This window comes from Enterobacteriaceae endosymbiont of Donacia marginata, assembly GCF_012567685.1.
Classification (GTDB): Bacteria; Pseudomonadota; Gammaproteobacteria; order Enterobacterales; family Enterobacteriaceae.
On record NZ_CP046184.1, the window covers coordinates 264,504 to 290,462 of the forward strand.

Here is a 25,959-nt window from a genome sequence, read left to right on the forward strand (position 1 = left end):
ATTTATGATTGTTCTTGTTTATTATTTTTTATAATTGGAGGCCAATTATCTAATCTCATGCCTAACGATAAACCTCTAGATGCTAAAATATCTTTTATTTCTGTTAAAGATTTTTTTCCTAGATTTGGAGTTTTTAATAATTCTACTTCAGTTCGTTGTACTAAATCACCAATCAAATGAATTGATTCAGTTTTTAAACAATTTGCAGAACGAACAGTTAATTCTAAATCATCGACAGAATGTAATAAAATAGGATCAAATTCTGGTTTTTCCTCTTTAATTTCTGTTTCTTGTTGAATATCTTTTAAATTTACAAATGATTCTAATTGTTCTACTAAAATAGTTGCTGCTTTCCGAATAGCTTGTTCCGGATCAATTGTTCCATTAGTTTCCATTTCTATTATTAATTTATCTAAATCTGTTCTTTGGTCTACTCTAGCTGATTCTACATTATATATTATTTTTTTTATAGGACTATAAGATGCATCTAGTAATAACCTTCCTATTTTATGATCTTTTTGAAAATTATTATTATTAATTTTTGTATGTGCTGCTACATATCCCCGACCTAATTCTATCTTTATTTTCATATCAATTGATGTATTTATATTAGTAATGTGACAAATAATATGTTCCTTATTTACAATTTCTATATCATTTCCATGAATAATATCAGAAGCTTTTACAATTCCAATTCCTGTTTTTTTTAAAATTAAAATAACCTCTTTTTTATTATTTTCTATTTTTATAGCTAATTCTTTTAAATTTAAAAGTATTTCAATAATATCCTCTTTAATTCCTTCTTTAGTACTATACTCATGTAATATTCCTTCTATTTCTACCTCTGTTACTGCGTAACCAGGAATTGAAGATAATAAAATACGTCTTAATGAATTTCCTAAAGTATGACCAAAACCACGTTCTAAAGGTTCTAAAGTTACTTTTATAGTATTATTACTAATATGTTCTATATCTACTAATTTAGGTTTTAAAAATTCTGTAACAGAATTTTGATCCATTTATATGCTCTCTTATAAAAAATTATTTTGAATATAATTCAATAATTAAATGTTCATTAATATCTGCAGGTAAATCAGAACGTTCAGGAAGCCTTTTAAAAATACCCTCCATTTTTTTATTATTTACTTCTAACCAGTTAGGTTTCTCTCTTTGAGAATATAAATCTATTGAAGCATTAATTCTTAGTTGTTTTTTAGATTTTTCACATACAGAAATTTTATCATTTAAAGATACTTGATAAGAAGCTATGTTAACAATATAGTTATTAACTTTTATAGATTTATGAGAAATTAATTGTCTGGCTTCTGCTCTTGTAACTCCAAAACCCATTCTATAAACAATATTATCCAATCTTTTTTCTAATAAACATAATAAATTAAATCCAGTATTTCCTTTTATATGTGAGGCTTTTTTATAATAATTATGAAATTGTCGTTCTAATATACCATATAATCTACGTATTTTTTGTTTTTCTCTCAATTGAATACCATAATCAGATAATCTAGATTTTTTTATACCATGTTGCCCTGGAGCTTGTTCTAATTTACATTTAGTATCAATAGCACGTACATTAGATTTTAAAAATAAATCAGTGCCCTCTCTTCGAGATAATTTTAATTTTGGGCCTAAATATCTTGCCATTATATTTTTCCTAAAATATTTTAATTAATTATAAATAATTATTTATACTCTTCTTTTTTTTGGTGGTCTACATCCATTATGAGGAATAGGAGTAATATCAGTAATATTAGTTATTTTAAAACCAGAATTATTTAATGCTCTAATAGTAGACTCTCTTCCAGGTCCTGGTCCTTTTACCATAATCTCTAAATTTTTAATACCATAATGTTTCACAATTTCAGCACATTTTTCTGCAGCTACTTGTGCTGCAAACGGAGTTGATTTTCTTGATCCTCTAAAACCAGAACCTCCTGCTGTTGCACATCCTAGAGAATTACCTTGTCTATCTGTAATAGTAACAATGGTATTGTTAAAAGAAGCATGTATATGTGCAATACCATCTATAATTTGTTTTTTAATTTTTTTTTTTGAATTTAAAGATTTTTTTTTCATTATATATACTCATTATAATATTATTTTTTAAAATATTTATATAGTTTTTTTATAGTATGTGCATTAGTTTTAGTACGTTGTCCTCTAACTGGTAATCCTTTTTTATGACGTAACCCTCTATAACAATTAAGATCAACTAATCTTTTAATATGTAAATTAATACTTCTTCTTAAATCTCCTTCTACTTTAAATTTTAATATAATATTTCTTAATAAATCTATTTTTTTTTCGGTAAGTTGATTAATTTTAATATTTTGAGAAATATTAGTTATTTTACATATACGAGCTGCATGAGATTTTCCTATACCATAAATATATTTTAATGCTATTATTGTACGTTTATTATCAGGAATATTTACTCCAGCTATACGAACCATTTTAAATCCTTTATTTAATTTTTATAATTTTTTTTTTTAAAATAGAAAATAATTATCCTTGACGTTGTTTATGCTTAGGATCTGTTTTACAGACTACATATATTACCCTATTTCTACGAATAATTTTACAATTACGACATATTTTTTTTATTGAAGCTCGAACTTTCATTATATTATATCTCCAAAAATATATAATAAATATTATCCTTTTAAATTAATTTTTTTAAGTATAGACTCATATTGAGTAGACATAATTAATGTTTGAATTTGTGTAATAAAATCAATAATCACAACTATTACTATAAGTAATGAAGTACCACTTAAATAGAATGGGACATTAATTATATTTCTTAAAAATTCTGGTATAAGACAAATAAAAGTAATATATAAACTACCAGTTAATGTAAGTCTCATAATTATTTTTTTTATATATTTAGCTGTTTGTTCTCCTGGTCTAATACCAGAAATATATGCACCAGATTTTTTTAAGTTGTCGGCTGTTTCCTGAGGATTAAAGACTAAAATAGTATAAAAAAAACAAAAAAATATAATTGCTAAAATATATAAACCAATATATATTGGTTGTCTAGGTTGTAAAGATATAGCAATATTTTTAATTAAATTACAATTAGTGATATTACTAAACCATGAAAACATAGTAGAAATAAATAAAATAATACTAGAAGAAAATATTGCAGGGATAACTCCAGACATATTAATTTTTAATGGTAAATGAGTACTTTGTTGTGTATTATAAATTTGTTTCCCAAAATATCTTCTAGCATATTGTACATTAATTTTTCTTTGTCCTTTTTCAATAAAAACAATAAATAAAATTATTAAAAATAATAAAATTAATAAGATAAAAATAACAAAAAAATTTAAATTACCATATCTTATTTGTTCCATAATTTGTTTTATATTTAATGGTAAAGTAGTAATTATACCAATTACTATAATAATAGAAACTCCATTTCCAATTCCTCTTTTTGTTATTTGTCTTCCTAACCACATTAAAAATATGGTACCTGTAATTAAACTTAAGTTAGAAATTATAAAAAAATTAATACCAGGATTAATAACTAAATTATTCATCCCAGGTAATTTTGGTAATCCAGTTGTTATTCCTATAGCTTGAATAAAAGCTAAAATTAATGTAGTATATTTCGTATATTTATTAATTTTTTTTTTACCTTCTTCTCCTTCTTTTTTTAAAATAATAAAATATGGATGAACTACTGTTAAAAGTTGCATAATAATAGATGAAGATATATAAGGCATAACTCCTAAAGCAAAAATTGAGGCTCTGCTAAGAGCACCTCCAGAGAACATATTAAACATATCAATAATAGTACCATGTTGCTTAATAATTAAAGAATGTAAAATACTAATATTAATACCTGGAATCGGTATAAATGAACCTATACGAAAAATAATTATAGATATTATTAAAAATATAAATCTTTCTTTTAATTCAATAAAACCCTTTTTAGTACTTTGAAAATTTAATTTTTTAAATGATTTAATCATTTATTATCTATTCCTCAATTATACCACCTAATTTTTTTATAATTATTTTAACACTTTTTGTACAATTTAATTTAATAATTTTTTTTGGAGATTTAATACCTCCTTTATTAATAATTTTTACATATTTAATTTTTTTACTAATTATTTTAGTAGATTTTAAAATATCTAAATTAATATAATTACTATGGATTTTTTCTAAATCTCCTAATCTAATTTCTTTAAAAAAAATATTCTTTTTTGATTTAAATCCAAATTTGGGTAATCTTCTATGTAAAGGACTTTGTCCACCTTCAAATATTTTATTAATATTATAACCAGATCTAGCTTTTTGTCCTTTATGACCTCTACCACTTGTTTTACCTTTTCCTGATCCAATACCTCTTCCTAATCTTTTTTTATTATCTTTAATTTTAGAAAATAAACTATTTAAATTCATATTAATATAAAACCTTTAGCATATAAGATATTTTTTTAATCATGCCTAAAATACTAGGTGTATTTTTTTTTATAACAGTATGTCCAATATGTTTTAATCCTAAACTAATTAAAATTGCTCTATGTTTAGGTAATCTACCTATAGAACTTTTAATTTGTGTAATTTTAATATTTTTTAACACTATTCATATTCCTTTTTATTTCTTCTATAGTTTTATTTCTTTTCGCAGCAATCATTTTTAATGAATGTATATTTAATAAACCCTTAATAGTTGCTTTAACTATATTAATTGGATTAGTAGAACCGTAAGCTTTAGCTAAAACATTATATATTCCTACAACTTCTAATACAGCTCTCATAGCTCCACCTGCAATAATACCTGTACCTTCATAAGCTGGTTGTATAAATACAAAAGATCCAGTATGATGACCTTTAACAGGATATTGAATTGTATTATTATTAAGAATAATGTTAATCATTTTTTTTCTAGCTTTTTCCATTGCTTTTTGTATGGCATTAGGAACTTCTTTTGCTTTTCCATATCCAAACCCAATTCTTCCTTTTCCATTACCGACTACAGTTAAAGCTGTAAAAGAGAAAATTCTTCCACCTTTAACCGTTTTAGATACTCTATTAACCGAAATTAATTTTTCTTTTAGCTCATGATGTTGATTTTTATTATCATAAATATTCATATTTTCTTCTTTTAAAAGAATGTTAAAATTTTAAACCTGTTTGACGTGCTGCATTTGCTAATGCTTTAATACGCCCATGATATTTAAATCCTGAACGATCAAATGATAAATTTAAAATACCGTGTTTAATGGCTCTAGTAGCTATTTTTTCTCCTATAAAAATAGCAGATTTTATATTTCCAGTATATATTAATTTTTTTTTTATTTTTTTTTCTAAAGTTGAAGCAGTAATTAAAATTTTATTATTTACAGAAATTATTTGTGCATATATATGACGAGAGGTACGATGTATTGATAATCGTATCATTTTTAATTTTTGTAAATTTTTACGTAATTTAGTAGCTCGACGTATACGAGCAATTTTTTTAATATTCATAATGTTAAACTTTTTTTGCATTTATTTTATTTTTTTTTTGTTTCTTTAATTTTGATGATTTCGTTATTATAACGAATACCTTTACCTTTATAAGGTTCTGGAGTACGATAAGATCTTATATTTGCAGCTACTTGGCCTAAAAGCTGTTTATCAGCACCTGTTAAAAGTATTTCATTTTGGTTTAAACATTTTCCAATAATACCTTTGGGTAAGGTAAAATTTATTGGATGAGAAAAACCTAAAATTAAGTTAAGTATATTATTTTTAATTGAAAATTTATAACCAACACCAAATAATATCAATTTTTTTGAAAAACCTATTGTAACTCCAATAATCATAGAATTCATAAGAGAACTAGCAGTTCCAGCTTGTGCCCAACCTTTTTTACATTTTTTTTTAGGTTTAAATAATAATTTATTTTTGTTTAAAATTATTTTAATTGTTTTATGAAAAGTATTTTCTAATATTCCATTATTACCTTGAATATTGATATGTTGTCCATTAATAGTAATTTTAATGTTATTTGGGATAATAATCAATTTTTTAGCGATTCTAGACATTATTCATATACCTTTTTTAGGATACATAACATATAATTTCTCCACCTATTCCATGATAACGTGCAGTATAATCTGTCATTATTCCCTTAGATGTAGAAATAATAGCGATACCTAATCCTGCCATAACTTTAGGTAAAAACTTTTTTTTTTTATAAATTCTTAATCCAGGACGACTAATACAATGTATTTTTTCTATAACACCTTTTCCTTTAAAATATTTTAAAGTAATTTCTAATAAAAAATTTTTTTCTTTAATAATATTAAAATTTTTAATATATCCTTCATTTTTTAAAATTTGCGTAATAGATTTTTTTAATTTTGAATATTGCATAACAATTTTAGATTTATTTGATAATTGTCCATTACGTATACGTGTTAACATATCTGCAATGGGATTTTGTATACTCATATTTAAACGATCCTATATTAATTTATAATAAAATTACCAACTAGATTTTTTTAATCCAGGTATATCTCCTTTCATTGCAGCTTCTCTTAATTTAATTCGACTTAATCCAAATTTTCTTAAAAATGCATGTGGACGCCCAGTTATTTTACATCTATTTCTTTGTCTTGATAAACTAGAATCTCTTGGTAAAGATTGTAATTTAAATATAGCATCCCAACGATCTTTATCATTAGTATTTATACTTGAAATAATTTTTTTTAATTTTTTTCTTTTTAAAAAAAATTTTTTCCCTAAATTTATTCTTTTTAGTTCACGTGCTTTAATAGATTCTTTAGCCATTATATAAACCTTTTTTATGATCTAAATGGAAATTTAAATTCTTTAAATAAAGAATAACTTTCTTTTATTGAAATATTATTAGTTGTTATCGTTATATTTAATCCACGAATGTGATCTATTTTATCAAAATTAATTTCTGGAAAAATTATTTGTTCTTTTATCCCGATACTATAATTACCATTATGATCAAAAGATTTTTTTGATAAACCTCTAAAATCTCTCATTCTAGGTATTACTACCCATAATAAACGTTCAAAAAAATTCCACATTCTTTTTTTTCTTAAAGTAACTTTACATCCTATTGGATATCCTTTTCTTATTTTAAAAGCTGCGATTGATTTATGTGATTTAGTTGTTAGTGGTTTTTGTCCACTAATAATAGTTAAATCATTTATAGCATTATCTAAATATTTTTTATCAGATATTACTTTTCCTACTCCCATATTTAAAGTAATTTTTTTTATACAAGGAACTTGCATAATAGATTTATATTGAAATTTTAACATTAATTTTTTTATTACTTTATGTTTATAATAATTATATAATTTTGACATTAAATATTATCTCTAATTTATTTTATATTTTTATCATTAGATTTAAAAAATCTTTTTTTAATTCCTTTATTATTTTTAATTTTAACACGGTCAGCTTTACCTGTATCTTTATTAAAAAGAGCAACATTAGAAATATGAATTCCTGCTTCTTTCTCTAAAATACCTCCTGTATGTGATACTGTAGGGTTAGGTTTACTGTGTTTTTTAACAATATTAATTCCTTTAATGATTACCAATTTTTTTTTTATAAAATATTTAATTTTTCCTTTCTTTCCTTTATCTTTTCCTGTTAAAATTATTACTTCATCATTACAACGTAATTTATGTATCATAATTTCCTATCTCTTTATTGAATTAAATAACTTCAGGAGCTAATGAAATAATTTTCATAAATTTTTCATGCCTTAATTCTCTAGTAATAGGACCAAAAATTCTTGTTCCTATTAATTGTTCATTACTATCGTTTAATAATACACATGAATTATGGTCAAATCTTATTATAGATCCATCGGAACGTCTTATCCCTTTTTTAGTTCTAACAATTACTGCTTTTAATACATCCCCTTTTTTAACTTTTCCTCTAGGAATAGCATCCTTTACAGTAACTTTAATTATATCTCCAATATTGGCATAACGACGTCGTGATCCTCCTAGGACTTTTATACACATAACACTTCTAGCACCAGAATTATCTGCTATATTTAGCATAGTATGTTCTTGTATCATATATTAATATCTCTATTTTTTAAAAAAATTAAAATTTTAAATTTTATTTATATTAATAAATATAGATTTTTTATTAAATTATTGATTTTTTTATTATATTAACTAGAATCCAAGATTTAGTTTTGGATAATGGGCGACATTCTTTAATTTCAACAAAATCACCAATATTACATATATTTTTTTCATCATGAACATGTAATTTTGTTGTACGATTAACATATTTCCCATATATAGGATGTTTTATTAATCTATTAATATTTACAATTATTGATTTTTGCATTTTATTACTTATTACTTTTCCTTTTAAAATTTTTATTTTTTTTTGCATAATTTTATAATCTTTCTTTTTCTTTGTGATAAAATTGTTTTTATTTTTGCAATATTTCTTCTAGATTTTTTAAGTAAATGAGTCTGTTTTAAATTACCTGATGTTAATTGTATTTTTAAATTAAATTGTTCTCTAGATAAACTTAATAATTCATTGTGTAAATCTTTATTATTTTTTTTTATAATATCATGTATTTTCATATAAGATTTATTTTACTTTATTAGAAAAATAGTTTTAATTGGTAATTTTGCGGCACCTAATTTAAGTGCTTTACGTGCTATTATTTCAGAAACTCCATCTATTTCATATAAAATTCTACCAGGTTGTATTAAAGCAACCCAATATTCTACATTTCCTTTTCCTTTTCCCATTCTAACTTCTAAGGGTTTTTCTGTTATAGGTTTATCTGGAAAAATTCTAATCCATATCTTTCCTTGTCTTTTCATCGAATGACTAATAGCTCTTCTTGCTGATTCTATTTGTTTAGAAGTAATTCTCCCTCTATTTATTGCTTTAATAGCATAGATTCCAAAATTAATATTCATTCCTACAATAATACCCCGATTTCTCCCTTTATGCATTTTTTTAAATTTTGTACGTTTTGGTTGTAACATTATTTCAAACCCCTTTTTTATTTACGTCCTTTATTACGTTGCAATCTATAAGATTGAGGATGATGTGTAATAGGTTTTGTAAAGATTAATTTTTTTTTAAAATTATTTTTTAATATTTCTCCTTTAAAAATCCAAACTTTTACTCCTATTATCCCATAAGTAGTATTTGCTTCTGATAAACTAAAATCAATATCTGCTCTTAAAGTATGTAACGGGACTCTACCTTCTCTATACCATTCTTTTCGTGCAATTTCTGCTCCACCTAAACGACCACTTACTTCTACCTTAACTCCTTTAGCACCTAATCTCATAGCATTTTGTACTGCTCTTTTCATAGCTCTTCTAAACATTATTCTTTTTTCTAATTGTGATGCTATTATATCAGCTACTAATTTTGCTTCTAATTCTGGTTTTCTAACTTCTGTTATATTTACTTGAGCAGGAACACCTGTAATTTTAGAAATTATTTTTCTAAGTTTTTCAACATCTTCTCCTTTTTTACCAATTACAATACCAGGACGTGCAGTATGTATATTAACCCTAATACTTTTTGATGGTCTTTCAATAGTTATCTTGGATACAGAAGCTTTTATCAATTTTTTATTTAAAAATTTTCTTACTTGTAAATCACTATATAAATAATTTGCATAATTTTTAGTATTTGCAAACCAAATAGAATTCCATATTTTTGTAATTCCTAATCTTAATCCATTTGGATGTGTTTTTTGGCCCATTAATTTTTTTCTCCAATTATATTATCTGATAATATAATAGTAATATGACTCGTATATTTTAAAATACGATCTGAACGTCCTTTTGCACGAGGCATAATACGTTTTATATTTGTGCCTAAATCTATAAAAATTTTAAATACAAATAGACTATCAATATCTAATCCATAATTATGTTCAGCATTAGCTATTGCTGAATTTAATACTTTTTTAATTAAAAAAGCTGATTTTTTATTAGAAAAATTTAAAATATCTAAAGCTTTAGAAATTTTATTACCCCTAATAATATTAGCTACTAATCTTAATTTTTGTGCAGATGAAGGGGCATATTTATGTTTTGCAATAATTTCCATTTTTTCCCTTAAGTAAATATATGTAATATATACATATTGTATTTATTTTTTTAAAGTTTTTTTAATTTTTTTATCTGCTGTATGCCCTCTATATGTACGTGTTGGTGCAAATTCTCCTAATTTATGTCCAACCATTTCATCTAATATATATATTGGAATATGTTGTCTTCCATTATGTACAGCAATAGTTAATCCAATCATATTAGGGAAAATTGTTGAACGTCTAGACCAAGTACGTAATGGTTTTTTATCTTTATTTTTTATTGATTTTTCAACTTTTTTTAATAAATGTTGATCAATAAAAGGACCTTTTTTTAAAGACCGTGGCATATTTTTTTTACCTTTTATTAATATTATTTATTACGATGTTTAATAATATATTTTTCTGTTCTTTTATTCTTTCTTGTTTTTTTACCCTTAGTTTGTACTCCCCATGGAGTCACAGGATGTTTACCAAAATTCTTGCCTTCTCCTCCACCATGAGGATGGTCTATAGGATTCATTGCTGTTCCTCTAACTGTAGGTCTGATTCCTTTCCATCTTTTGGCTCCTGCTTTACCAAAAGATTTTAACATATGTTCATTATTTCCAATTTCTCCTAATGTAGCTTTACAATTAGATAAAATTTTACGAATTTCTCCTGATTTTAATCTTAAAGTTATATATGAACCTTCTTTTGCAATTAATTGTACATATGTACCAGCTGCTCTAGCTATTTGTCCACCTTTACCTGGTTTCATTTCAACATTATGTAAAATAGTTCCAACAGGGATATTACTTAAAGGTAACGTATTTCCGATTTTAATATTAACATTTTTTCCTGATTCTACAATATCACCAATTTTAAGATTTTTAGGAGATAAAATATATTTTTTTACTCCATCTTTATATTTAACTAATGCAATATTAGCAGAACGATTTGGATCATATTCAATACGCTCTACTATAGCAGGAATATTATCTTTATTTCTTTTAAAATCTATAATACGATATAATTTTTTATGCCCCCCACCAATATGACGAGTTGTAATACGACCGTTATTATTTCTCCCTCCTGATTTATTTTTTTTTTCTATTTTAGAAGGAAGAGGTTTTCCTTTATATAAAGAATGATTAATAACTTTAATCATATGACGTCTACCAGGAGAAGTCGGTTTATATTTTTTTATTGTCATATTTTATAAATTTAATCCTTATAAATTTTTATTTACATTAAAATCAATTTTTTGATTTTTGTCTAAAATTATATATGCTTTTTTCCAATTATTACGTTGATAATTATATTTTTTATTTTTTTTTTTTTTACCTTTCACAATTAAAGTATTAACACTTTTAACTTTTATATTAAAAATTTTTTTTATTGCTTTTTTAATATCTATTTTTGTTGCTTTTTTTAAAACTTTTATAATTAAAGTATTTGTTTTTTCTGCAACAAAGGAAGATTTTTCAGAAATATGTGGTCCTTTTATGATTTGAAAATCATATTCTTTAAAAATCATTTTAATATCTCTTCTATATGTTTAATAGCATTAACAGTTATAATGGTCTTATTAGCATTTATTAAATAAATAGGATTTATATTAATAGAATTTTTAATTTTTACATTATATAAATTCCGGGATGCTAAAAATAAATTTTGATCAATAAATGTTGTAATAATCATTATTTTGGTTGATAAATATTTTTTTAATTTTTCAATTAATATTTTAGTTTTTGGTTTACTTATAGTAAATTCTTTTACTAAAATTAATCTTTTTTCTTTAATTAATTTTGAAAAAATACTTTTTAATGCATTACGAAACATTTTTTTATTAATTTTTTTATTATATATTTTATTTTTTGCAGCAAAGGTAATACCTCCAGAACGCCAAATAGGGCTTTTAAAAGACCCTGCTCTAGCTTTTCCTGTACCTTTTTGTTTCCATGGTTTTTTACCCGATCCTTTTACTTCTCCTCTTGTTTTTTGAGCTTTAGTCCCCTGTCTACCTATTGTTCTATAGGATTCTATTAATTGATGTATTAATGATTTGTTATAATTCCTATTAAAAATAATATCTGAAACTATAACTATATCTTTAGTATCTTCTGTTATAATTTCCATTATGAATTGCCTAATTAATATATTTGTTTTATTAAATTAAATTTTTTATTGCTGGTTTAACAATAACATTACTTCCAGTATATCCAGGAACCGCTCCTTTTATAAGTAGTAAATTTTTTATAGTATCTAATTTTATAATATCTAAATTTTGAATAGTAATTTTTTTATTACCTAATTGTCCAGCCATTTTTTTTCCTTTAAATACTTTTCCAGGAGTTTGATTTTGTCCAATAGAACCTGGAACCCTATGTGAAAGTGAGTTCCCATGACTAGCATCTTGAGTTTTAAAATTCCATCTTTTTACAGTTCCTGAAAATCCTTTTCCTTTAGATATGCCTGTAATATCTACTTTTATTATTTGTTTGAAAATATTAATATCTATTTTTTGTCCTACATAAAATTTTTTAGGATTATGTTGTTTAAAACGATATTCCCATAAAATATATCCTGCTTTTGTTTTTGCTTTTGCAAAATGTCCTATTTCAGCTTTATTCATACGACTTGTTTTTTTAAATCCTGTAGTCATTTGAATTGCATTATATCCATCATTTAAAATTGTTTTAATTTGTGTAATACGAATTGTTTCAAAATGTATAACAGTTATTGGTATGGATAAACCTTCTTCAGTAAAAAATCTAGTCATACCCATTTTTTTACCTATTAATCCAATCATATATTATATATACTCTATTTATATGTTAAAAAATTATAATAAATTTTATTAACCTAAACTTATTTGTACATCAACTCCTGCTGCTAAATCTAATCTCATTAATGCATCTACAGTTTTTTCTGTAGGTTCTATAATATCAACTAAACGTTTATGAGTTCTAATTTCATATTGATCTCTTGCATCTTTATCAACATGAGGTGAAATTAAGATTGTAAACTTTTCTTTGCGAGTCGGTAAAGGTATTGGGCCACGAACTTGAGCTCCAGTACGTTTAGCTGTTTCAACAATTTCAGCTGTTGATTGATCAATCAAGCGATGATCAAAAGCTTTTAGACGAATACGGATTCTTTGGTTCTTCTGCATTAGACCAGCGCCTCTTATTTAAAAATTAAAATAACTCTCTATAAAATATATCTTGAGAGACCTATTTGATTTTATAAAAAATAAAAATCATATTATTATGACTTATAAAGTATAAATAAATCAATATATTTCATTTATAAAATTTAAAAAACTATATAATATTAATTATTAACTATAATTTAGAATATTTATACTTAATATGAATAAAAAACATAATAATATAACATTATTAGCTTTTGATTATGGAATTAAAAATATAGGAGTTGCTGTTGGACATAGTTTAATTAGGATAGCACATAAATTACAAGTTATTAAAAATAAAAAAATAGGAAATATTAATTGGATTAAATTTGATTATTTAATTAATCAATGGAAACCTAAAAAAATTATAGTTGGGTTACCATTAAAAATGGATGGTAGTCAACAATATATTACTATTTTAGCTAAAAATTTTGCTTTTAACATAAAAAAAAAATTTAACATAGAAATAATTTTTCATGATGAAAGATTAAGTACAGTTGAAGCTAAATATATTTTATTTTCAAAAGGAGGTTGGAAAAAATTACAAAAAAGTGATATTAATTCCTTATCAGCATGTATTATCTTACAAAGTTGGTTTGATAATAATCAATTAAAATGATTTTAATAAAAAATATTTTATATAATTTGAGGTTATTATGATAACAATCATATGTCTTTATAAACATCTAACAGAAATTATTATTTCTATATTTTTATTAAGATTATGGATATATTATTCCATTAATAATTATTATAATTTTTTTGTAAAATATATTATTTTATTAACAAATTTTATTTTAAAATATTTGAAAAAGTTTTTTTTTCAAAAAAATAAAGATGAATTTTTATCATTTATGATAATTATATTATTAATATTTTTAAAATATCCAATATTAATTTTAATACAAGATAAAAATTTATTTTTTTATAATTTAAATACATATTTATTTGTTAGTATTTTAACTTTATTAAAATTTTTAGGATATTTATTTTTTTGGTTAATTACAATATATTTAATTTCTAATATTTTTAATATAAGACATAATGATTTTAATGATCTTTTAGAAATATTTATAAATCAAATTTATAATATTAAAAAAAATTATTTTTTGAACATTTATAATATAAATATAATTTTATTAATTACTAATATAATTTTATATTTTTTAAATAATTTATTAATGGATTTATTTCCCCAATTTTGGTTTTTAATATAAATATAATATTATGATTAATTTTAATAAGTATTACAGTTTATATATTCATATTCCTTGGTGTCTAAAAAAATGTCCATATTGTGATTTTTATTCAACTATTTTTATAAAAAAAAATACAAAAATACAAGAACAATATATAAATAGTTTATTACTAGATTTAGAAAAAACTTTATTTTTTATAAAAAAAAAAATTTATATTAAAAGTATTTTTTTAGGAGGAGGTACTCCAAGTTTATTAAATGAAAAATTAATATTATTACTTTTAAATAAAATAAAAAAAAAAATACATGTTTTAAAATCAGTAGAAATTACAATTGAAATAAATCCATCTTCTATTTCTGAAAAAAAAATTCAAAGTTATATTAATAGTGGTATTAATCGTTTTTCAATTGGGATTCAGAGCTTTAATAATCAAAGTTTGAAAATTTTAGGAAGATTACATAATAATGAAGATGCTATTAATGCTATTAATATTTTAATTAAAAATAATATATCAAATTTTAATTTAGATATAATTTATGGGATACCTGGTCAATCATTAAAAAATTCTTATGATGATTTATATCAAGCAATTTCATTTAACCCTAGTCATATTTCATGGTATCAGTTGACTTTTGAAAAAAATACAATTTTTGATAAATTTAAACCTAAAAATATATTAAATGATGATTTATTATGGAAAATGTTTTTACAAGGTAAAAAAACACTTTTTAAACATAAATATCTACAATATGAAATTTCTTCTTTTGTAAAAAAAAAAAAATTTATATGTAAACATAATTTAAATTATTGGTACTTTGGAAATTATTTAGGTATTGGTTGTAATTCTCATAGTAAAATTACTTTATTAGATAATAAAATTATCAGAATTATTAAAAATAAAAATATTAGACAATATATAAATGGTGATTTTTTTTATTCTATAAAAACAATTACACATAAAGAAATAATATTTGAATTTTTTTTAAATCGTTTAAGATTATATAAAAAAATTAGTAAAAAAGAATTTATAAAAATTACTGGGATAAATACAATAAGTATTATATTTTTAATAAAAAAAGCATTAAAATTAGATTATTTAAAAGAAAATAATGATTATTGGTTTATAACTAATAAAGGACATTTATATTTAAATAATTTACTAGAAATTTTTATTTAAGAAATAAAATTTTTTTATATTCTAAATAATAAATATTTCTTTTTTTTTTTTTTGCTTTATTAAAAAACTTAGTTTTTAATAAAAAAAAATTTAAATTTTTATAAATATTCTTATGTTGATTAGATTTTAAAATAATAAATTTTTTATTATTAAAATTAATATTTTTTATATTTGAATTAATATCATCTCTATAATCTAAACAATCAGTTATTATATATAATAACCCATTATTTTTTAATTTTAAAAAAATAATTTTTAAAAAATCTATTTTTAATAATCTTCTTTTTTTATGTTTTATTTTTGGCCAAGGATCAGGAAAATATAATTGAATTAATTTAATTGAATCATCTGGGATCATGTTTTTAAAGACAAAAAAAGCATCATAATAAATTAATTTTAAATTTTTAATTTTATTTTTTTTTATTTTTTGGATGCAATTTATAATTCCTGGTAAATAAACTTCTATTCCAATAAAATTATAATGTATATGATGTCTAGCAAAATTAATAATATTATTATCTATACCAAAACCAATATCAATTATAATTGGTAATTTATTATTAAAAATATTTATAAAATTTAATTTTTTTTTTTTATAAGAAATATTAAAAAGATGAAAATATTTATTAAAAATTATTTGTTTCGATTTTTTTAATTTTCTATAACGACAAACAAAACTTTTTATATTATTCATATTTTTTAAAATAAGTGATTATTTTGAAAAAAATAAATTATATATTATATTAATATAATAATAAAATATAGAAGAAAATTTATGTCAAAAAAAATTTTTTGTGTATATTTTCAATGTAAAATGAAAAAATTAAATTATAAAGTATATCCAGGTAATATAGGAAAAATAATTTATAATCATATTTCTAAAAATGCTTGGAGTAAATGGTTATTATATCAAACTAAATTAATTAATGAAAAAAAATTAAATATGACAAAAGAAAAAGATATTTCTTTTTTAGAAAAAGAAATGATAAATTTTTTATTCAAAAATAATAAAACTTAATTATATTAAAAATAATGGAGCTAAGCGGGATCGAACCGCTGACCCTCTGCGTGCAAAGCAGATGCTCTACCAAACTGAGCTATAGCCCCAATCTTTTGTAGGCTTGAGTGGATTTGAACCACCGACCTCACCCTTATCAGGGGTGTGCTCTAACCATCTGAGCTACAAGCCTATTTATAGTAAATATATTTTAATTAATTCATATTTCTAAATAAATGTCAACTATAATATAGCTATTATTTTAAATAAAAAACTTTATTTTTTAAAGAATAAAAATAATAATAATATTTTTTATATAAGGTTATAAATTTAATGTTTTTTTACAAAAATTTTATTTATTTTTTTATACATTTTTTATTAATTACTATTATATTTTTTTATTTAAAAAAAAAAAAACAAATTTCTAAAAATTATTTGATAAAAAAAATAAAAGAAAATAAAAAATTGGAAATTGAATTAATTAAAAAAACAGAAAAAATAGAGTTTTTACAAAAAATAAAAATAGAAAATAAATCTTTAAATAATCTAATTTCTAATCAGATTGAAATTATTTTAAATTTAAAAATAAAAGTTAAAGAACTTCAAACAAAATTAGATGACACTATCTTTTTTTTTAATAAAAAAGAAAAATTAATTATTAATAATAATCATTATTTAAATATAGAATTACAAAATTTAGCTAATAAAATTTTAAAAAAAAGTGAAAAAAGAATTGATGAATATAGTACTAAAAATATAAAAAATATTATTTATCCTTTAAATATAAAATTAGAATCTTTAACAGACCAATTACAAAAAAATTTAAATCAAGAATCATTAGAAAGAAACATATTAACTAATGAAATTAAAAATTTAAAAAAATTAAATATACATATCTCTCAAGAAGCGATTAATCTTACTAATGCTTTAAAAGGAAATAATAAAATTCAAGGTATTTGGGGCGAATTAGTATTAAATAAAATTTTAGAATCTTCTGGATTAAGAAATGGATATGAATATGAAACACAAAAAAAAATAAAATTAGAAAATAAAGAAATTATACAACCAGATGTAATTATAAATTTACCTTATAATAAAAAGGTAATTATAGATTCAAAAATGACTTTAATAGCATATGAACGTTATTTCAATACTAATGATAAAAATAAACAAAAAAAAGCATTAAATGAACATATATTAGCTATTCGTAATCATTTACACTTACTAAGTAATAAAAAATATCAATGTTTATTAAAACTAAAACTATTAGATTATATAATAATGTTTATTCCAATAGAATCTGCATTTTCATTAGCAATTAATTATAAACCTAATTTATTATACGAAGCTTTAAAATTAAATATTATGTTAGTTAGTCCTACAACTTTAATGATTTCTTTAAGAACAATAGAAAATTTATGGCGTTTTGATAAACAAAATAAAAATTCTTTAGTTATTGCAAGTAAAGCTACAAAATTATATGATAAAATCAGATTATTTGTAGATGATATACTTATTTTGGAAAGAAGTATTAATAAATTACAAATAAATTATAATTTAGCTACTAAAAAATTATTTAAAGGAAAAGGAAATATAGTTTCCAAAGCGGAAAATTTTCGTAATTTAGGGATAAAGGTAATAAATAAAATTAATAAAAACTTTATAGAAAAAAAATGAAATAATTTTTAAAAAATATATAAAGAGTATATTTATGTTTGATATCAGTGTTAATTTAACAAATAAACAATTTGAAAAAGATATAGATGGTATTATAAATAGAGCTATTCAAAACAAAGTAAATGGTATGCTAATCATAGGATGTGATCTAAAAGATAGTTTAAATGCTTATAATATTACTAAAAAATATCAAAATTATTGTTGGTCTACAGTAGGGATACATCCTCATTATGCTAATTTATGGGAAAACAATATTATTAATAAAATAGAAAAATTTTTAAAATATAAAAATATTGTAGCAATAGGAGAATGTGGATTAGATTTTTATAGAAATTATTCATCTAAAAAAGAACAATTATTAACTTTTAATACTCAACTTGAATTAGCTGCATCTTATGCGATGCCTATATATTTACATTGTCGTAATGCTTTTAATCTTTTTTTTCATGTATTAAAATTTTGGATCCATAAAATTTCTAAAATTATAATACATTGTTTTTCTGGTAATAAATATGAATTAGAAAAATGTTTAGATATGAATATGTCAATAGGATTAAGTGAATCATTTTTTAATAAAAAATATAGAATAGGTTCTATAAAAGATGTTAAGTTAATTCCTAAAGAAAAGTTATTAATTGGAACTGATTCTCCATTTTTATTATTTAAAAGTATGTATGATAAAATATATAAAAAATTAAAAGGTAGAAATGAACCTTCATTATTACCTAATCTTTTAAAGAAAATTGTCTTTTTAAGAAAAGAAAAATATTCGATTTTAGATATTCAAACAGAAAAAAATGCATTTAATATTTTAAATTTAAGTACAAATAATTGAAATTATAATTTTCATAAACTTAAATTTATTTAATAATAAAAATAATATTAATCTTTAAATTTAAAAAACTAATTAAGAGAAAATAATAATGTATTTAATTTCTAGTATATCTCAATTAATAACTGGAAAAATAAAAATTAATAGTAAAATATTTATAGGAGGTTGGGTCCGTAATAGAAGACATTCTAAATTAGGTATTTCTTTTATTAATTTATATGACGGATCATGTATCCATGATATACAAATTATTGCTAATAATAAATTAAAGAATTATGAAAAAGAAATTTTAAATATTACTAGTGGATGTTCTTTAAAAGTAAAAGGTATTTTAAAATATTCTCCTAAAAATTTACAAAAATATGAAGTACATGCATTACAAATAGAAATTTTAGGATGGGTACATAATCCTGGAAAATATCCTATTTCTCCTAAAAAACATAGTTTAAAATATTTAAGAGAAGTATCTCATTTAAGATCTCGAACCAAAATAATTAGTTGTATTACAAGAATAAAACATAGTATAGCTTTATATATACATAATTTTTTAAATAAAGAAAATTTTTTTTGGGTTAATACTCCCTTAATTACTACTTTAGATACTGAAGGATCAGGCAAAATGTTTAGAGTATCTACTCTAGATTTATCAAATATAAAATATAGAAAAAATAAAAATATTTTTAAAAAAGATTTTTTTGGTAAAGAAGCATTTTTAACTGTTTCAGGACAATTAAATTTAGAAACATATGCCTGTTCTATGTCTAAAGTTTATACATTTGGTCCTACCTTTAGAGCTGAAAACTCAAATACTAAACGTCATCTAGCAGAATTTTGGATGCTAGAAATAGAAATAGCATTTTCTAATTTAGAATATATTATTAATTTTATAGAAAAAATGTTAAAAAATATTTTCAAGTATTTTTTAACTTTTCATGAAAATGAAATTTCTTTTTTATCTCAAAGAGATAATAATAATTTGTTTAATAAAATAAATAAAATTTTATTAAATAAATTTAATGTTATTGAATATAATGAAGCTATAAATATTTTAACAAATTGTAAAAAAAATTTTTCTCATTTAATTACTTGGGGTGAAGATCTTTTAATAGAACATGAAAAATATTTAACAAATAAATATTTTAATAATATAGTAATAATATATAATTATCCTAAAAATATTAAAGCATTTTATATGTATTTAAATAATGATAAAAAAACTGTAGCATCTATAGATGTTTTATTCCCTGATATTGGAGAAATTATAGGAGGTTCTCAACGAGAAAGTAGAATAGATATTCTAGATCAAAGATTAAAAGAATTAAAACTTAATAAAAATAATTATTGGTGGTATCGAGATTTAAGAAAATATGGTACCATTCCTCATTCTGGATTTGGTTTAGGTTTTGAAAGATTAATATCATATATTACTGGGATATATAATGTTAAAGATATAATACCATTTCCAAGAACTCCTTATAATGCAAGATTTTAAAAAAAATTTATAAATATAAAAAAATTTTTTTTTTATAAATTTTATTTTAAATTTAATATAAATTATTATTATTAATAAGGATAAAGGTTATGAAATATAATATATTAAAATTTTTAATAACTTTTTTATTAACAATTAGTAGTATTACTACTGTTAGTGCTAGTGAAATTTATAATAAAAATGGACAAAAAATAGATTTATATGGATTTTTAGATATTAAAAAAGCTTATTCTAATAAAGACCCAGAAGATATACCAAAAAAATATGAAAATACTATATCAAATATGATTTTTGGTTTTAAAAGTAATACAAATATTTTTAATAATATTTCTGGTTATTCTCAGTTTGAATATAGTTTACCAATAAATCAATCTGAAATAGATAAAAGTGTTTTTCCTTCAATTCGTTTAGGATTTATAGGTTTAAATTTTAATAATGGGAGCAGTTCTATAGATTTTGGAAGAAATTATGGAATTTTATATGACACAACTTCCCTTATTAAAAAGAAATCTTTTTTTATAGATGATTTAATGTATAATTATAATGATAAATTTATGTTTGGAAGAACAAATAATCTTATAACATATAGAAATAAAAATTTTTTTGGTTTAATTAAAGGATTAGATATTGCTTTACAATATAAGAGTCCTCATTTTTATACTGAAAATGATGTTTTTTATAATGGAAGTAACAATAAAGATCATGATATTTTTATAGAAAAAGAAAAAAATAAAAAAGGATGGGGAGCTTCAATTAAATATAAAATAGGAAATTCAGGAGTAAGTATAACAGGATCTTATTTTAATTCTTCTAAAATTATTGACAAAAATGATGAATTAAAAAAAATTTTTTTTATAAAAAATCATAATGATAAAAATAATGATATAAATGCTTTTTCAATCGGAGCAAAATACGAAAAAAATAACATTTATTTAGCTACTGTTTTTAGTAAAACAAAAAATTCATTAACATATTTAGATCGAAATAATTTTTATTTTGCTAATAAAATTAAAAATTTAGAAATTATTGGACAATATAAATTTAATAATAATTTAAAAGCTACTATTTCTTATGTTCAATCAGAAGGTAATAATATCCCAGCAGGATATCATTATGCTAGTGGAAATATAAGTTTTTTAAAATATGTAACAATTAATACAATTTATAAATTTAATAAAAATTTATCTGCTTATCTTGATTATCGGATTAATTTATTAAATAAAAATGATAGATATATAAAATCAAATCATATTTTTACAGATAATCTTTTTGGAATAGGTATTGTTTATAACTTTTAAAATATTTAAATAAAACATTTATCAAATTACTAGCTATTTCTTAAATTTAAGAATTTTATAAAAAATAAATTTTAGAAGTAGTTAGTTTTATAATTTATTAACCAAGGATTATTCATTAATTCATAATAAATATTAGTTTTTTTACCATGACCGGGTAACACTGATGTATTCATTCCTAATAAAATGATTTTTTTTTTTATAGAATTCATCAAAATATTAAAATTACTTTTTGGTAAATCTGTTCTACCTATACTGTTCCTGAATATAATATCTCCAGATATTAAAATACTATTTAATTTATTAAAAAAAATAACATGGCCTGGAGTATGACCAGGACAATGATATGTTTTTAAAATAATTTTTCCTATATAAATATTTTGATTATTTTTTAACCATATATTTTTTTTAAAAATACAACGTGGTATTTGAAAAAGGGTACTTTGTAATTTTATATTTTTTATCCAAAAAATATCTTTTTTATGTGGACCTAATATAGGAACATTTAAAATCTTTGATAAAATATAAGCTGCACCAATATGGTCTAAATGACAATGAGTTATTAAAATTTTGACTATATTTAACTTATATTTATTTAAAATTTTTAGAATTTTTAAATATTCACCTCCTGGATCAATAAGAGCAGCATTCAATGTTTTTTTACACCATATTACATAACAATTCTGATTCAACTTTGTAACGGGGATCACTATATAATTCATAATTATTAATATTAATTATTCATATTTTTTTGCAGCTTTAAAAGCTTCTGTCATTACATTAGAAAAATCATTTTTTTTATTTTTTTTCATAATTTTATTTTCTATATTTTTTAAATTAATAATTATATTAACAATTCTAGTTTTACGATCAATATTATTTATTTTACCTTCTATATTTTGTCCTACTTTAAAATATTTTAAAATATTTTCAATTTTATTATTTTTATAATCGGATAATTTAATATTACCTAATATGCCATCATGAAATTTTAATTTAATGTTTTTATTATCTATATTAGATATAATACCTATTACTGTATTATTTTGTTTTTGTTCTATTAAATATTTATTTAAAGGATCTTCTTTTAATTGCTTAATTCCTAAAGAAATTCTTTCTCTTTCTGGATCTACTTGTAACACTATAGTGGTAATATCATTACCCTTTTTATACTTATGTACTTCATCCTCACCGTTATTTATCCATGATAAATCAGATAAATGGACTAATCCGTCTATACCTCCATTTAAACCAATAAAAATACCAAAATCTGTTATTGATTTTATTTTACCTTTAACATGATCACCTTTTTTATAATTTTTGGAAAATTCTAACCAAGGATTAATTGTACATTGTTTAATTCCTAAAGAAATTCTTCTTCTTTCTTCATCAATATCTAATACCATAACTTTAACTTTATCATTAACATTTACTATTTTAGTAGGATGTATATTTTTATTAGTCCAATCCATTTCTGATATATGAACTAATCCTTCTACCCCCTCTTCAATTTCCACAAAACAGCCATAATCTGTTAAATTTGTAACTCTTCCTAATAATTTACTATTTTCAGGATAACGTTTAGAAATAGATTTCCATGGATCTTCTCCTAATTGTTTTAATCCTAATGAAACACGAGTTTTATCTTTATCAAATTTTAATATTTTAATTTTAATTTCTTCTCCAATATTTACAATTTCACTTGGATGTTTTACCCTTTTCCATGCCATATCCGTAATATGTAATAATCCATCAACACCTCCTAAATCAACAAATGCTCCATAATCGGTAAGATTTTTTACTAAACCTTTAATTTCCATACCTTCATAAATAGTATTTAATAAATAATTTCTTTCTGCACTATTTTCTAATTCTATAACTGCTTTTCTAGATACAACCACATTATTTCTTTTTTGATCTAATTTAATAACTTTAAAATCTAATTCTTTACCTTCTAAATGAGAAGTATCTCTAATTGGTCTAATATCTACTAAAGAACCAGGTAAAAATGCTCTGATACTGTTAATCTCAACAGTAAAACCTCCTTTTACTTTCCCAGTAATTATACCTTTTATATTATTATTATCTATATTAGCTTTTTCTAAAACTAACCAAGATTCATGTCTTTTAGCTTTCTCTCTAGATAAAATAGTTTCACCAAATCCATCCTCTATTGAATCTAATGATACATCTACAATATCTCCTATTTTAATTTCAAGCTCCCCTTGAGAATTTTGAAATTGTGCAATAGGAATACAGGATTCAGATTTTAATCCAGCATCTACTAAAACAATATCTTTTTCGATAGAAATAATAGTTCCAGAAATTATTGATCCTAAATTAATGATTTTATTTTTTAATGATTTTTCAAATAATTCTTCGAAACATTCATTCATATTCGTAACTTTTAAATGTTTGTGATAAATATACACTTAAATCATATTAAGTTTTATTTTTGAAAAAACTCATATATTCCTTTTATGAGAGGTATTTAAATATAATTTAATATTATAAATATATTTATATATATAAATAATATTTTTTATATATTTATATAACGTTAACATTAAAATTTTTTTTCTGCAACTATATATATTTATAATAAAGATACTATTATTAATGTTTTAAAATATTAATTAAATTAATATTTATAATTTAATTAATTAATGTTTTAAAATATTAATTAATTAAATTAATATTTATAATTTAATTATAAAAACTTATTTTTTTAAATTCTTTAAAAAAATTTGGATATGTTTTACTAGTACAACTAGGATTAATAATACTTACTGAATTATTAGATAATGCTAATAATGAAAAGCACATAGCTATACGATGATCATTATATGTTTCAATTATAACTTTATTTATAAATTTAGGAGGAGTAATAATAATATAATCATTACCTGTAATAATTTTTGCACCAGTTTTTTTTAATTCATTAGACATTGCTTGTAACCGATCAGTTTCTTTAACTCGCCAATTATATATGTTTTTTATAGTTGTAACTCCCCGAGCAAATAAACTAGTAACAGCTAAAGTCATAGCTACATCTGGAATATCATTTAAATCCATATTTATGGATTTTAGCGTATTTTTTGTGCAACTAATATAGTTTTTACCATAATTTATAGTTGCTCCCATACTCTGTAATATATTAATATATTTAATATCTCCTTGAATACTATGTTTATTGATATTTTCTAATTTTACTGTACCGCCTTTAATAGCTGCAGCAGATAAAAAATATGAAGCAGAAGAAGCATCTCCTTCTATAATATATTCTCCTGGAGAGATATAACTCTGTTGTCCATAAATTTTAAATTGTTTATAATTATTATTTTCTACATATATACCAAAAATTTTCATTAATTTAATAGTTATATCAATATATGGTTTAGATACTAAATTATGATTAATATTAATAATAGTATTACCTTTTATTAAAGGACTAATAATTAATAATGATGTTAAGAACTGACTAGAAATAGAACCATTAATTTTAATAACTTTATTACCCTTAAAGCCACCTTGTATCTGTATAGGGGGAAAATTTTTTTTTTCTAAATATTTAATAATGGCCCCCCCATTTTTTAAAGAATCGACAAGATGTTTTATAGGTCTTTCTTTCATTCTGGGTTCTCCAGTTAAAATAACATCACATTTATCATTCAATGATAATAAAGCTGTTAATGGTCTAATCACAGTTCCTGCATTTCCAAGAAATAATTTCAATTTTTTTTTAGGACTAAAAATACCATTATTTCCCATAATTAGACATTCTTTTTTATTTTTAGATAAAATAAAATTAATGCCTAATTTTTTTAATGCATTTAACATATGATTAATATCATCACTATTAAGTAAATTTATTAATTTAGTAGTACCTTTAGCTAATGCTGATAATAATAGAACTCTATTAGAAATACTTTTAGAACCAGGCAAAAATATAGAACCTTGAATTTTATTAATAGGTTGGAGTGTTAAAATATTTTTCATATTATATAATA

Annotated in this window: 39 protein-coding genes and 2 tRNA genes; 8 read left to right on the forward strand and 33 right to left on the reverse strand. The window is 21.5% G+C overall.

From position 1 onward, the window contains the following. Nucleotides 1–2 precede the first annotated feature (2 nt). From GJU04_RS01255 to rpsJ, 27 genes are all read right to left on the reverse strand, one after another. Nucleotides 3–1,019 (reverse strand): DNA-directed RNA polymerase subunit alpha, encoded by a 1,017-nt coding sequence (locus tag GJU04_RS01255; protein WP_168893092.1) that lies wholly within the window; start codon nt 1,017–1,019, stop codon nt 3–5. A gap of 22 nt (nt 1,020–1,041) precedes the next feature. Then, nucleotides 1,042–1,662: a 30S ribosomal protein S4 gene (rpsD, locus tag GJU04_RS01260; protein WP_168893093.1), complete on the reverse strand. Its 621-nt coding sequence runs from the start codon at nt 1,660–1,662 to the stop codon at nt 1,042–1,044. A gap of 42 nt (nt 1,663–1,704) precedes the next feature. Continuing rightward, the gene (gene rpsK / locus GJU04_RS01265) at nt 1,705–2,094 is read right to left on the reverse strand and encodes a 30S ribosomal protein S11 (protein WP_168893094.1); all 390 of its coding nucleotides are present in this window, start codon (nt 2,092–2,094) and stop codon (nt 1,705–1,707) included. 20 nt (nt 2,095–2,114) lie between these two features. Further along, nucleotides 2,115–2,471: a 30S ribosomal protein S13 gene (rpsM, locus tag GJU04_RS01270; protein ID WP_168893095.1), complete on the reverse strand. Its 357-nt coding sequence runs from the start codon at nt 2,469–2,471 to the stop codon at nt 2,115–2,117. A 52-nt stretch (nt 2,472–2,523) separates the two neighbouring features. Continuing rightward, nucleotides 2,524–2,640 carry a 50S ribosomal protein L36 gene (gene rpmJ / locus GJU04_RS01275; RefSeq protein WP_168893096.1) on the reverse strand — a complete coding sequence of 39 codons (117 nt, stop codon included), beginning with the start codon at nt 2,638–2,640 and terminating at the stop codon, nt 2,524–2,526. A 32-nt stretch (nt 2,641–2,672) separates the two neighbouring features. Beyond that, on the reverse strand, nt 2,673–4,001 hold the full coding sequence (gene secY, locus GJU04_RS01280) for a preprotein translocase subunit SecY (protein ID WP_168893097.1): 1,329 nt from the start codon (nt 3,999–4,001) through the stop codon (nt 2,673–2,675). Between the two features lie 7 nt (nt 4,002–4,008). Further along, nucleotides 4,009–4,437, reverse strand: a complete 429-nt coding sequence (gene rplO, locus GJU04_RS01285) for a 50S ribosomal protein L15 (protein WP_168893098.1) — start codon at nt 4,435–4,437, stop codon at nt 4,009–4,011. Between the two features lies 1 nt (nt 4,438). After that, nucleotides 4,439–4,618 (reverse strand): 50S ribosomal protein L30, encoded by a 180-nt coding sequence (gene rpmD / locus GJU04_RS01290; RefSeq protein WP_168893099.1) that lies wholly within the window; start codon nt 4,616–4,618, stop codon nt 4,439–4,441. Next, nucleotides 4,602–5,132, reverse strand: coding sequence for a 30S ribosomal protein S5 (gene rpsE / locus GJU04_RS01295; RefSeq protein ID WP_168893100.1), 531 nt, complete (start codon nt 5,130–5,132; stop codon nt 4,602–4,604). Before rpsE ends, rpmD begins: the two co-directional genes overlap by 17 nt. A gap of 22 nt (nt 5,133–5,154) precedes the next feature. Further along, entirely contained in the window at nt 5,155–5,508 is a 354-nt protein-coding gene (rplR, locus tag GJU04_RS01300; protein WP_168893101.1) for a 50S ribosomal protein L18, read from the reverse strand. Nucleotides 5,509–5,534: 26 nt separating this feature from the next. Further along, nucleotides 5,535–6,068 carry a 50S ribosomal protein L6 gene (gene rplF, locus GJU04_RS01305; RefSeq protein WP_168893102.1) on the reverse strand — a complete coding sequence of 178 codons (534 nt, stop codon included), beginning with the start codon at nt 6,066–6,068 and terminating at the stop codon, nt 5,535–5,537. A gap of 16 nt (nt 6,069–6,084) precedes the next feature. Then, on the reverse strand, nt 6,085–6,477 hold the full coding sequence (gene rpsH / locus GJU04_RS01310; RefSeq protein WP_168893103.1) for a 30S ribosomal protein S8: 393 nt from the start codon (nt 6,475–6,477) through the stop codon (nt 6,085–6,087). Nucleotides 6,478–6,510: 33 nt separating this feature from the next. Then, nucleotides 6,511–6,816, reverse strand: a complete 306-nt coding sequence (gene rpsN / locus GJU04_RS01315) for a 30S ribosomal protein S14 (protein WP_168893104.1) — start codon at nt 6,814–6,816, stop codon at nt 6,511–6,513. Between the two features lie 14 nt (nt 6,817–6,830). Continuing rightward, on the reverse strand, nt 6,831–7,370 hold the full coding sequence (gene rplE / locus GJU04_RS01320) for a 50S ribosomal protein L5 (protein WP_168893105.1): 540 nt from the start codon (nt 7,368–7,370) through the stop codon (nt 6,831–6,833). A gap of 17 nt (nt 7,371–7,387) precedes the next feature. Then, complete coding sequence (rplX, locus tag GJU04_RS01325) at nt 7,388–7,702, reverse strand: 50S ribosomal protein L24 (protein WP_168893106.1); 315 nt, start codon at nt 7,700–7,702, stop codon at nt 7,388–7,390. A 22-nt stretch (nt 7,703–7,724) separates the two neighbouring features. Further along, nucleotides 7,725–8,096 (reverse strand): 50S ribosomal protein L14, encoded by a 372-nt coding sequence (gene rplN, locus GJU04_RS01330; protein ID WP_168893107.1) that lies wholly within the window; start codon nt 8,094–8,096, stop codon nt 7,725–7,727. Nucleotides 8,097–8,169: 73 nt separating this feature from the next. Beyond that, entirely contained in the window at nt 8,170–8,424 is a 255-nt protein-coding gene (gene rpsQ / locus GJU04_RS01335; RefSeq protein WP_168893108.1) for a 30S ribosomal protein S17, read from the reverse strand. Next, a complete protein-coding gene (rpmC, locus tag GJU04_RS01340) occupies nt 8,409–8,624 on the reverse strand; it encodes a 50S ribosomal protein L29 (protein ID WP_168893109.1) in 216 nt (71 codons plus the stop codon). Before rpmC ends, rpsQ begins: the two co-directional genes overlap by 16 nt. Nucleotides 8,625–8,636: 12 nt before the next feature. Continuing rightward, nucleotides 8,637–9,038, reverse strand: a complete 402-nt coding sequence (gene rplP, locus GJU04_RS01345; protein WP_168893110.1) for a 50S ribosomal protein L16 — start codon at nt 9,036–9,038, stop codon at nt 8,637–8,639. A 17-nt stretch (nt 9,039–9,055) separates the two neighbouring features. Next, the gene (rpsC, locus tag GJU04_RS01350) at nt 9,056–9,772 is read right to left on the reverse strand and encodes a 30S ribosomal protein S3 (protein ID WP_168893111.1); all 717 of its coding nucleotides are present in this window, start codon (nt 9,770–9,772) and stop codon (nt 9,056–9,058) included. Beyond that, nucleotides 9,772–10,122, reverse strand: a complete 351-nt coding sequence (gene rplV, locus GJU04_RS01355) for a 50S ribosomal protein L22 (RefSeq protein ID WP_168893112.1) — start codon at nt 10,120–10,122, stop codon at nt 9,772–9,774. The genes rpsC and rplV overlap by 1 nt, the downstream gene beginning before the upstream one ends. A 42-nt stretch (nt 10,123–10,164) precedes the next feature. Beyond that, entirely contained in the window at nt 10,165–10,452 is a 288-nt protein-coding gene (gene rpsS, locus GJU04_RS01360) for a 30S ribosomal protein S19 (protein WP_168893113.1), read from the reverse strand. A gap of 23 nt (nt 10,453–10,475) precedes the next feature. After that, the gene (gene rplB / locus GJU04_RS01365) at nt 10,476–11,297 is read right to left on the reverse strand and encodes a 50S ribosomal protein L2 (protein WP_168893114.1); all 822 of its coding nucleotides are present in this window, start codon (nt 11,295–11,297) and stop codon (nt 10,476–10,478) included. Between the two features lie 18 nt (nt 11,298–11,315). Beyond that, nucleotides 11,316–11,621 carry a 50S ribosomal protein L23 gene (gene rplW / locus GJU04_RS01370; RefSeq protein ID WP_168893115.1) on the reverse strand — a complete coding sequence of 102 codons (306 nt, stop codon included), beginning with the start codon at nt 11,619–11,621 and terminating at the stop codon, nt 11,316–11,318. Continuing rightward, the gene (gene rplD, locus GJU04_RS01375; protein WP_168893116.1) at nt 11,618–12,223 is read right to left on the reverse strand and encodes a 50S ribosomal protein L4; all 606 of its coding nucleotides are present in this window, start codon (nt 12,221–12,223) and stop codon (nt 11,618–11,620) included. Before rplD ends, rplW begins: the two co-directional genes overlap by 4 nt. A gap of 31 nt (nt 12,224–12,254) precedes the next feature. Continuing rightward, nucleotides 12,255–12,896 (reverse strand): 50S ribosomal protein L3, encoded by a 642-nt coding sequence (gene rplC / locus GJU04_RS01380; protein WP_168893117.1) that lies wholly within the window; start codon nt 12,894–12,896, stop codon nt 12,255–12,257. Between the two features lie 48 nt (nt 12,897–12,944). After that, on the reverse strand, nt 12,945–13,259 hold the full coding sequence (rpsJ, locus tag GJU04_RS01385) for a 30S ribosomal protein S10 (RefSeq protein WP_168893118.1): 315 nt from the start codon (nt 13,257–13,259) through the stop codon (nt 12,945–12,947). 199 nt (nt 13,260–13,458) lie between these two features. Between rpsJ and ruvX the strand changes: the two genes are divergently transcribed. The 3 genes from ruvX to hemW are packed head-to-tail and all read left to right on the forward strand — an operon-like array spanning nt 13,459 to nt 15,656. Next, nucleotides 13,459–13,899 (forward strand): Holliday junction resolvase RuvX, encoded by a 441-nt coding sequence (ruvX, locus tag GJU04_RS01390; protein ID WP_168893119.1) that lies wholly within the window; start codon nt 13,459–13,461, stop codon nt 13,897–13,899. Nucleotides 13,900–13,936: 37 nt separating this feature from the next. Then, nucleotides 13,937–14,497, forward strand: coding sequence for a hypothetical protein (locus GJU04_RS01395; RefSeq protein ID WP_168893120.1), 561 nt, complete (start codon nt 13,937–13,939; stop codon nt 14,495–14,497). Between the two features lie 10 nt (nt 14,498–14,507). Next, the gene (hemW, locus tag GJU04_RS01400) at nt 14,508–15,656 is read left to right on the forward strand and encodes a radical SAM family heme chaperone HemW (protein WP_168893121.1); all 1,149 of its coding nucleotides are present in this window, start codon (nt 14,508–14,510) and stop codon (nt 15,654–15,656) included. On the opposite strand, the gene trmB is transcribed toward hemW, so the two are convergent. Beyond that, nucleotides 15,649–16,350 carry a tRNA (guanosine(46)-N7)-methyltransferase TrmB gene (gene trmB / locus GJU04_RS01405; protein WP_168893122.1) on the reverse strand — a complete coding sequence of 234 codons (702 nt, stop codon included), beginning with the start codon at nt 16,348–16,350 and terminating at the stop codon, nt 15,649–15,651. The two genes, hemW and trmB, sit on opposite strands and share 8 nt — an antisense overlap. Nucleotides 16,351–16,431: 81 nt before the next feature. Here trmB and GJU04_RS01410 point away from each other — a divergent pair, with 81 nt between their 5' ends. Continuing rightward, nucleotides 16,432–16,674 carry an oxidative damage protection protein gene (locus GJU04_RS01410; RefSeq protein WP_168893123.1) on the forward strand — a complete coding sequence of 81 codons (243 nt, stop codon included), beginning with the start codon at nt 16,432–16,434 and terminating at the stop codon, nt 16,672–16,674. 15 nt (nt 16,675–16,689) lie between these two features. Here GJU04_RS01410 and GJU04_RS01415 read toward each other — a convergent pair. Further along, a tRNA-Ala gene (locus tag GJU04_RS01415) sits at nt 16,690–16,763 on the reverse strand. Nucleotides 16,764–16,772: 9 nt separating this feature from the next. Beyond that, nucleotides 16,773–16,846, reverse strand: a tRNA-Ile gene (locus GJU04_RS01420). A gap of 140 nt (nt 16,847–16,986) precedes the next feature. On the opposite strand from GJU04_RS01420, the gene rmuC reads away from it, so the two are divergent. From rmuC to GJU04_RS01440, 4 genes are all read left to right on the forward strand, one after another. After that, nucleotides 16,987–18,330 (forward strand): DNA recombination protein RmuC, encoded by a 1,344-nt coding sequence (rmuC, locus tag GJU04_RS01425; RefSeq protein ID WP_168893124.1) that lies wholly within the window; start codon nt 16,987–16,989, stop codon nt 18,328–18,330. A gap of 34 nt (nt 18,331–18,364) precedes the next feature. Beyond that, nucleotides 18,365–19,165, forward strand: a complete 801-nt coding sequence (locus tag GJU04_RS01430) for a TatD family hydrolase (protein ID WP_168893125.1) — start codon at nt 18,365–18,367, stop codon at nt 19,163–19,165. 88 nt (nt 19,166–19,253) lie between these two features. After that, nucleotides 19,254–20,654 (forward strand): asparagine--tRNA ligase, encoded by a 1,401-nt coding sequence (asnS, locus tag GJU04_RS01435; protein WP_168893126.1) that lies wholly within the window; start codon nt 19,254–19,256, stop codon nt 20,652–20,654. Between the two features lie 89 nt (nt 20,655–20,743). Further along, on the forward strand, nt 20,744–21,952 hold the full coding sequence (locus GJU04_RS01440) for a porin (protein WP_168893127.1): 1,209 nt from the start codon (nt 20,744–20,746) through the stop codon (nt 21,950–21,952). 71 nt (nt 21,953–22,023) lie between these two features. Here the strand turns inward: GJU04_RS01440 and GJU04_RS01445 are convergent, their stop codons facing one another. From GJU04_RS01445 to aroA, 3 genes are all read right to left on the reverse strand, one after another. After that, a complete protein-coding gene (locus tag GJU04_RS01445; protein ID WP_281351265.1) occupies nt 22,024–22,671 on the reverse strand; it encodes an MBL fold metallo-hydrolase in 648 nt (215 codons plus the stop codon). Nucleotides 22,672–22,686: 15 nt separating this feature from the next. Continuing rightward, complete coding sequence (gene rpsA / locus GJU04_RS01450) at nt 22,687–24,345, reverse strand: 30S ribosomal protein S1 (RefSeq protein ID WP_168893129.1); 1,659 nt, start codon at nt 24,343–24,345, stop codon at nt 22,687–22,689. Nucleotides 24,346–24,655: 310 nt separating this feature from the next. Further along, the gene (gene aroA / locus GJU04_RS01455) at nt 24,656–25,948 is read right to left on the reverse strand and encodes a 3-phosphoshikimate 1-carboxyvinyltransferase (RefSeq protein ID WP_168893130.1); all 1,293 of its coding nucleotides are present in this window, start codon (nt 25,946–25,948) and stop codon (nt 24,656–24,658) included. Between the last annotated feature and the right edge of the window lie 11 nt (nt 25,949–25,959).

What these genes read in the sequence shown, in the direction of transcription:
- GJU04_RS01255 (WP_168893092.1), bottom strand. Translation starts at nt 1,019, where the DNA reads ATGGATCAAAATTCTGTTACAGAATTTTTAAAACCTAAATTAGTAGAT.
- rpsD (WP_168893093.1), bottom strand. Translation starts at nt 1,662, where the DNA reads ATGGCAAGATATTTAGGCCCAAAATTAAAATTATCTCGAAGAGAGGGC.
- rpsK (WP_168893094.1), bottom strand. Translation starts at nt 2,094, where the DNA reads ATGAAAAAAAAATCTTTAAATTCAAAAAAAAAAATTAAAAAACAAATT.
- rpsM (WP_168893095.1), bottom strand. Translation starts at nt 2,471, where the DNA reads ATGGTTCGTATAGCTGGAGTAAATATTCCTGATAATAAACGTACAATA.
- rpmJ (WP_168893096.1), bottom strand. Translation starts at nt 2,640, where the DNA reads ATGAAAGTTCGAGCTTCAATAAAAAAAATATGTCGTAATTGTAAAATT.
- secY (WP_168893097.1), bottom strand. Translation starts at nt 4,001, where the DNA reads ATGATTAAATCATTTAAAAAATTAAATTTTCAAAGTACTAAAAAGGGT.
- rplO (WP_168893098.1), bottom strand. Translation starts at nt 4,437, where the DNA reads ATGAATTTAAATAGTTTATTTTCTAAAATTAAAGATAATAAAAAAAGA.
- rpsE (WP_168893100.1), bottom strand. Translation starts at nt 5,132, where the DNA reads ATGAATATTTATGATAATAAAAATCAACATCATGAGCTAAAAGAAAAA.
- rplR (WP_168893101.1), bottom strand. Translation starts at nt 5,508, where the DNA reads ATGAATATTAAAAAAATTGCTCGTATACGTCGAGCTACTAAATTACGT.
- rplF (WP_168893102.1), bottom strand. Translation starts at nt 6,068, where the DNA reads ATGTCTAGAATCGCTAAAAAATTGATTATTATCCCAAATAACATTAAA.
- rpsH (WP_168893103.1), bottom strand. Translation starts at nt 6,477, where the DNA reads ATGAGTATACAAAATCCCATTGCAGATATGTTAACACGTATACGTAAT.
- rpsN (WP_168893104.1), bottom strand. Translation starts at nt 6,816, where the DNA reads ATGGCTAAAGAATCTATTAAAGCACGTGAACTAAAAAGAATAAATTTA.
- rplE (WP_168893105.1), bottom strand. Translation starts at nt 7,370, where the DNA reads ATGTCAAAATTATATAATTATTATAAACATAAAGTAATAAAAAAATTA.
- rplX (WP_168893106.1), bottom strand. Translation starts at nt 7,702, where the DNA reads ATGATACATAAATTACGTTGTAATGATGAAGTAATAATTTTAACAGGA.
- rplN (WP_168893107.1), bottom strand. Translation starts at nt 8,096, where the DNA reads ATGATACAAGAACATACTATGCTAAATATAGCAGATAATTCTGGTGCT.
- rpsQ (WP_168893108.1), bottom strand. Translation starts at nt 8,424, where the DNA reads ATGCAAAAAAAAATAAAAATTTTAAAAGGAAAAGTAATAAGTAATAAA.
- rpmC (WP_168893109.1), bottom strand. Translation starts at nt 8,624, where the DNA reads ATGAAAATACATGATATTATAAAAAAAAATAATAAAGATTTACACAAT.
- rplP (WP_168893110.1), bottom strand. Translation starts at nt 9,038, where the DNA reads ATGTTACAACCAAAACGTACAAAATTTAAAAAAATGCATAAAGGGAGA.
- rpsC (WP_168893111.1), bottom strand. Translation starts at nt 9,772, where the DNA reads ATGGGCCAAAAAACACATCCAAATGGATTAAGATTAGGAATTACAAAA.
- rplV (WP_168893112.1), bottom strand. Translation starts at nt 10,122, where the DNA reads ATGGAAATTATTGCAAAACATAAATATGCCCCTTCATCTGCACAAAAA.
- rpsS (WP_168893113.1), bottom strand. Translation starts at nt 10,452, where the DNA reads ATGCCACGGTCTTTAAAAAAAGGTCCTTTTATTGATCAACATTTATTA.
- rplB (WP_168893114.1), bottom strand. Translation starts at nt 11,297, where the DNA reads ATGACAATAAAAAAATATAAACCGACTTCTCCTGGTAGACGTCATATG.
- rplW (WP_168893115.1), bottom strand. Translation starts at nt 11,621, where the DNA reads ATGATTTTTAAAGAATATGATTTTCAAATCATAAAAGGACCACATATT.
- rplD (WP_168893116.1), bottom strand. Translation starts at nt 12,223, where the DNA reads ATGGAAATTATAACAGAAGATACTAAAGATATAGTTATAGTTTCAGAT.
- rplC (WP_168893117.1), bottom strand. Translation starts at nt 12,896, where the DNA reads ATGATTGGATTAATAGGTAAAAAAATGGGTATGACTAGATTTTTTACT.
- rpsJ (WP_168893118.1), bottom strand. Translation starts at nt 13,259, where the DNA reads ATGCAGAAGAACCAAAGAATCCGTATTCGTCTAAAAGCTTTTGATCAT.
- ruvX (WP_168893119.1), top strand. Translation starts at nt 13,459, where the DNA reads ATGAATAAAAAACATAATAATATAACATTATTAGCTTTTGATTATGGA.
- GJU04_RS01395 (WP_168893120.1), top strand. Translation starts at nt 13,937, where the DNA reads ATGATAACAATCATATGTCTTTATAAACATCTAACAGAAATTATTATT.
- hemW (WP_168893121.1), top strand. Translation starts at nt 14,508, where the DNA reads ATGATTAATTTTAATAAGTATTACAGTTTATATATTCATATTCCTTGG.
- trmB (WP_168893122.1), bottom strand. Translation starts at nt 16,350, where the DNA reads ATGAATAATATAAAAAGTTTTGTTTGTCGTTATAGAAAATTAAAAAAA.
- GJU04_RS01410 (WP_168893123.1), top strand. Translation starts at nt 16,432, where the DNA reads ATGTCAAAAAAAATTTTTTGTGTATATTTTCAATGTAAAATGAAAAAA.
- rmuC (WP_168893124.1), top strand. Translation starts at nt 16,987, where the DNA reads ATGTTTTTTTACAAAAATTTTATTTATTTTTTTATACATTTTTTATTA.
- GJU04_RS01430 (WP_168893125.1), top strand. Translation starts at nt 18,365, where the DNA reads ATGTTTGATATCAGTGTTAATTTAACAAATAAACAATTTGAAAAAGAT.
- asnS (WP_168893126.1), top strand. Translation starts at nt 19,254, where the DNA reads ATGTATTTAATTTCTAGTATATCTCAATTAATAACTGGAAAAATAAAA.
- GJU04_RS01440 (WP_168893127.1), top strand. Translation starts at nt 20,744, where the DNA reads ATGAAATATAATATATTAAAATTTTTAATAACTTTTTTATTAACAATT.
- GJU04_RS01445 (WP_281351265.1), bottom strand. Translation starts at nt 22,671, where the DNA reads ATGAATTATATAGTGATCCCCGTTACAAAGTTGAATCAGAATTGTTAT.
- rpsA (WP_168893129.1), bottom strand. Translation starts at nt 24,345, where the DNA reads ATGAATGAATGTTTCGAAGAATTATTTGAAAAATCATTAAAAAATAAA.
- aroA (WP_168893130.1), bottom strand. Translation starts at nt 25,948, where the DNA reads ATGAAAAATATTTTAACACTCCAACCTATTAATAAAATTCAAGGTTCT.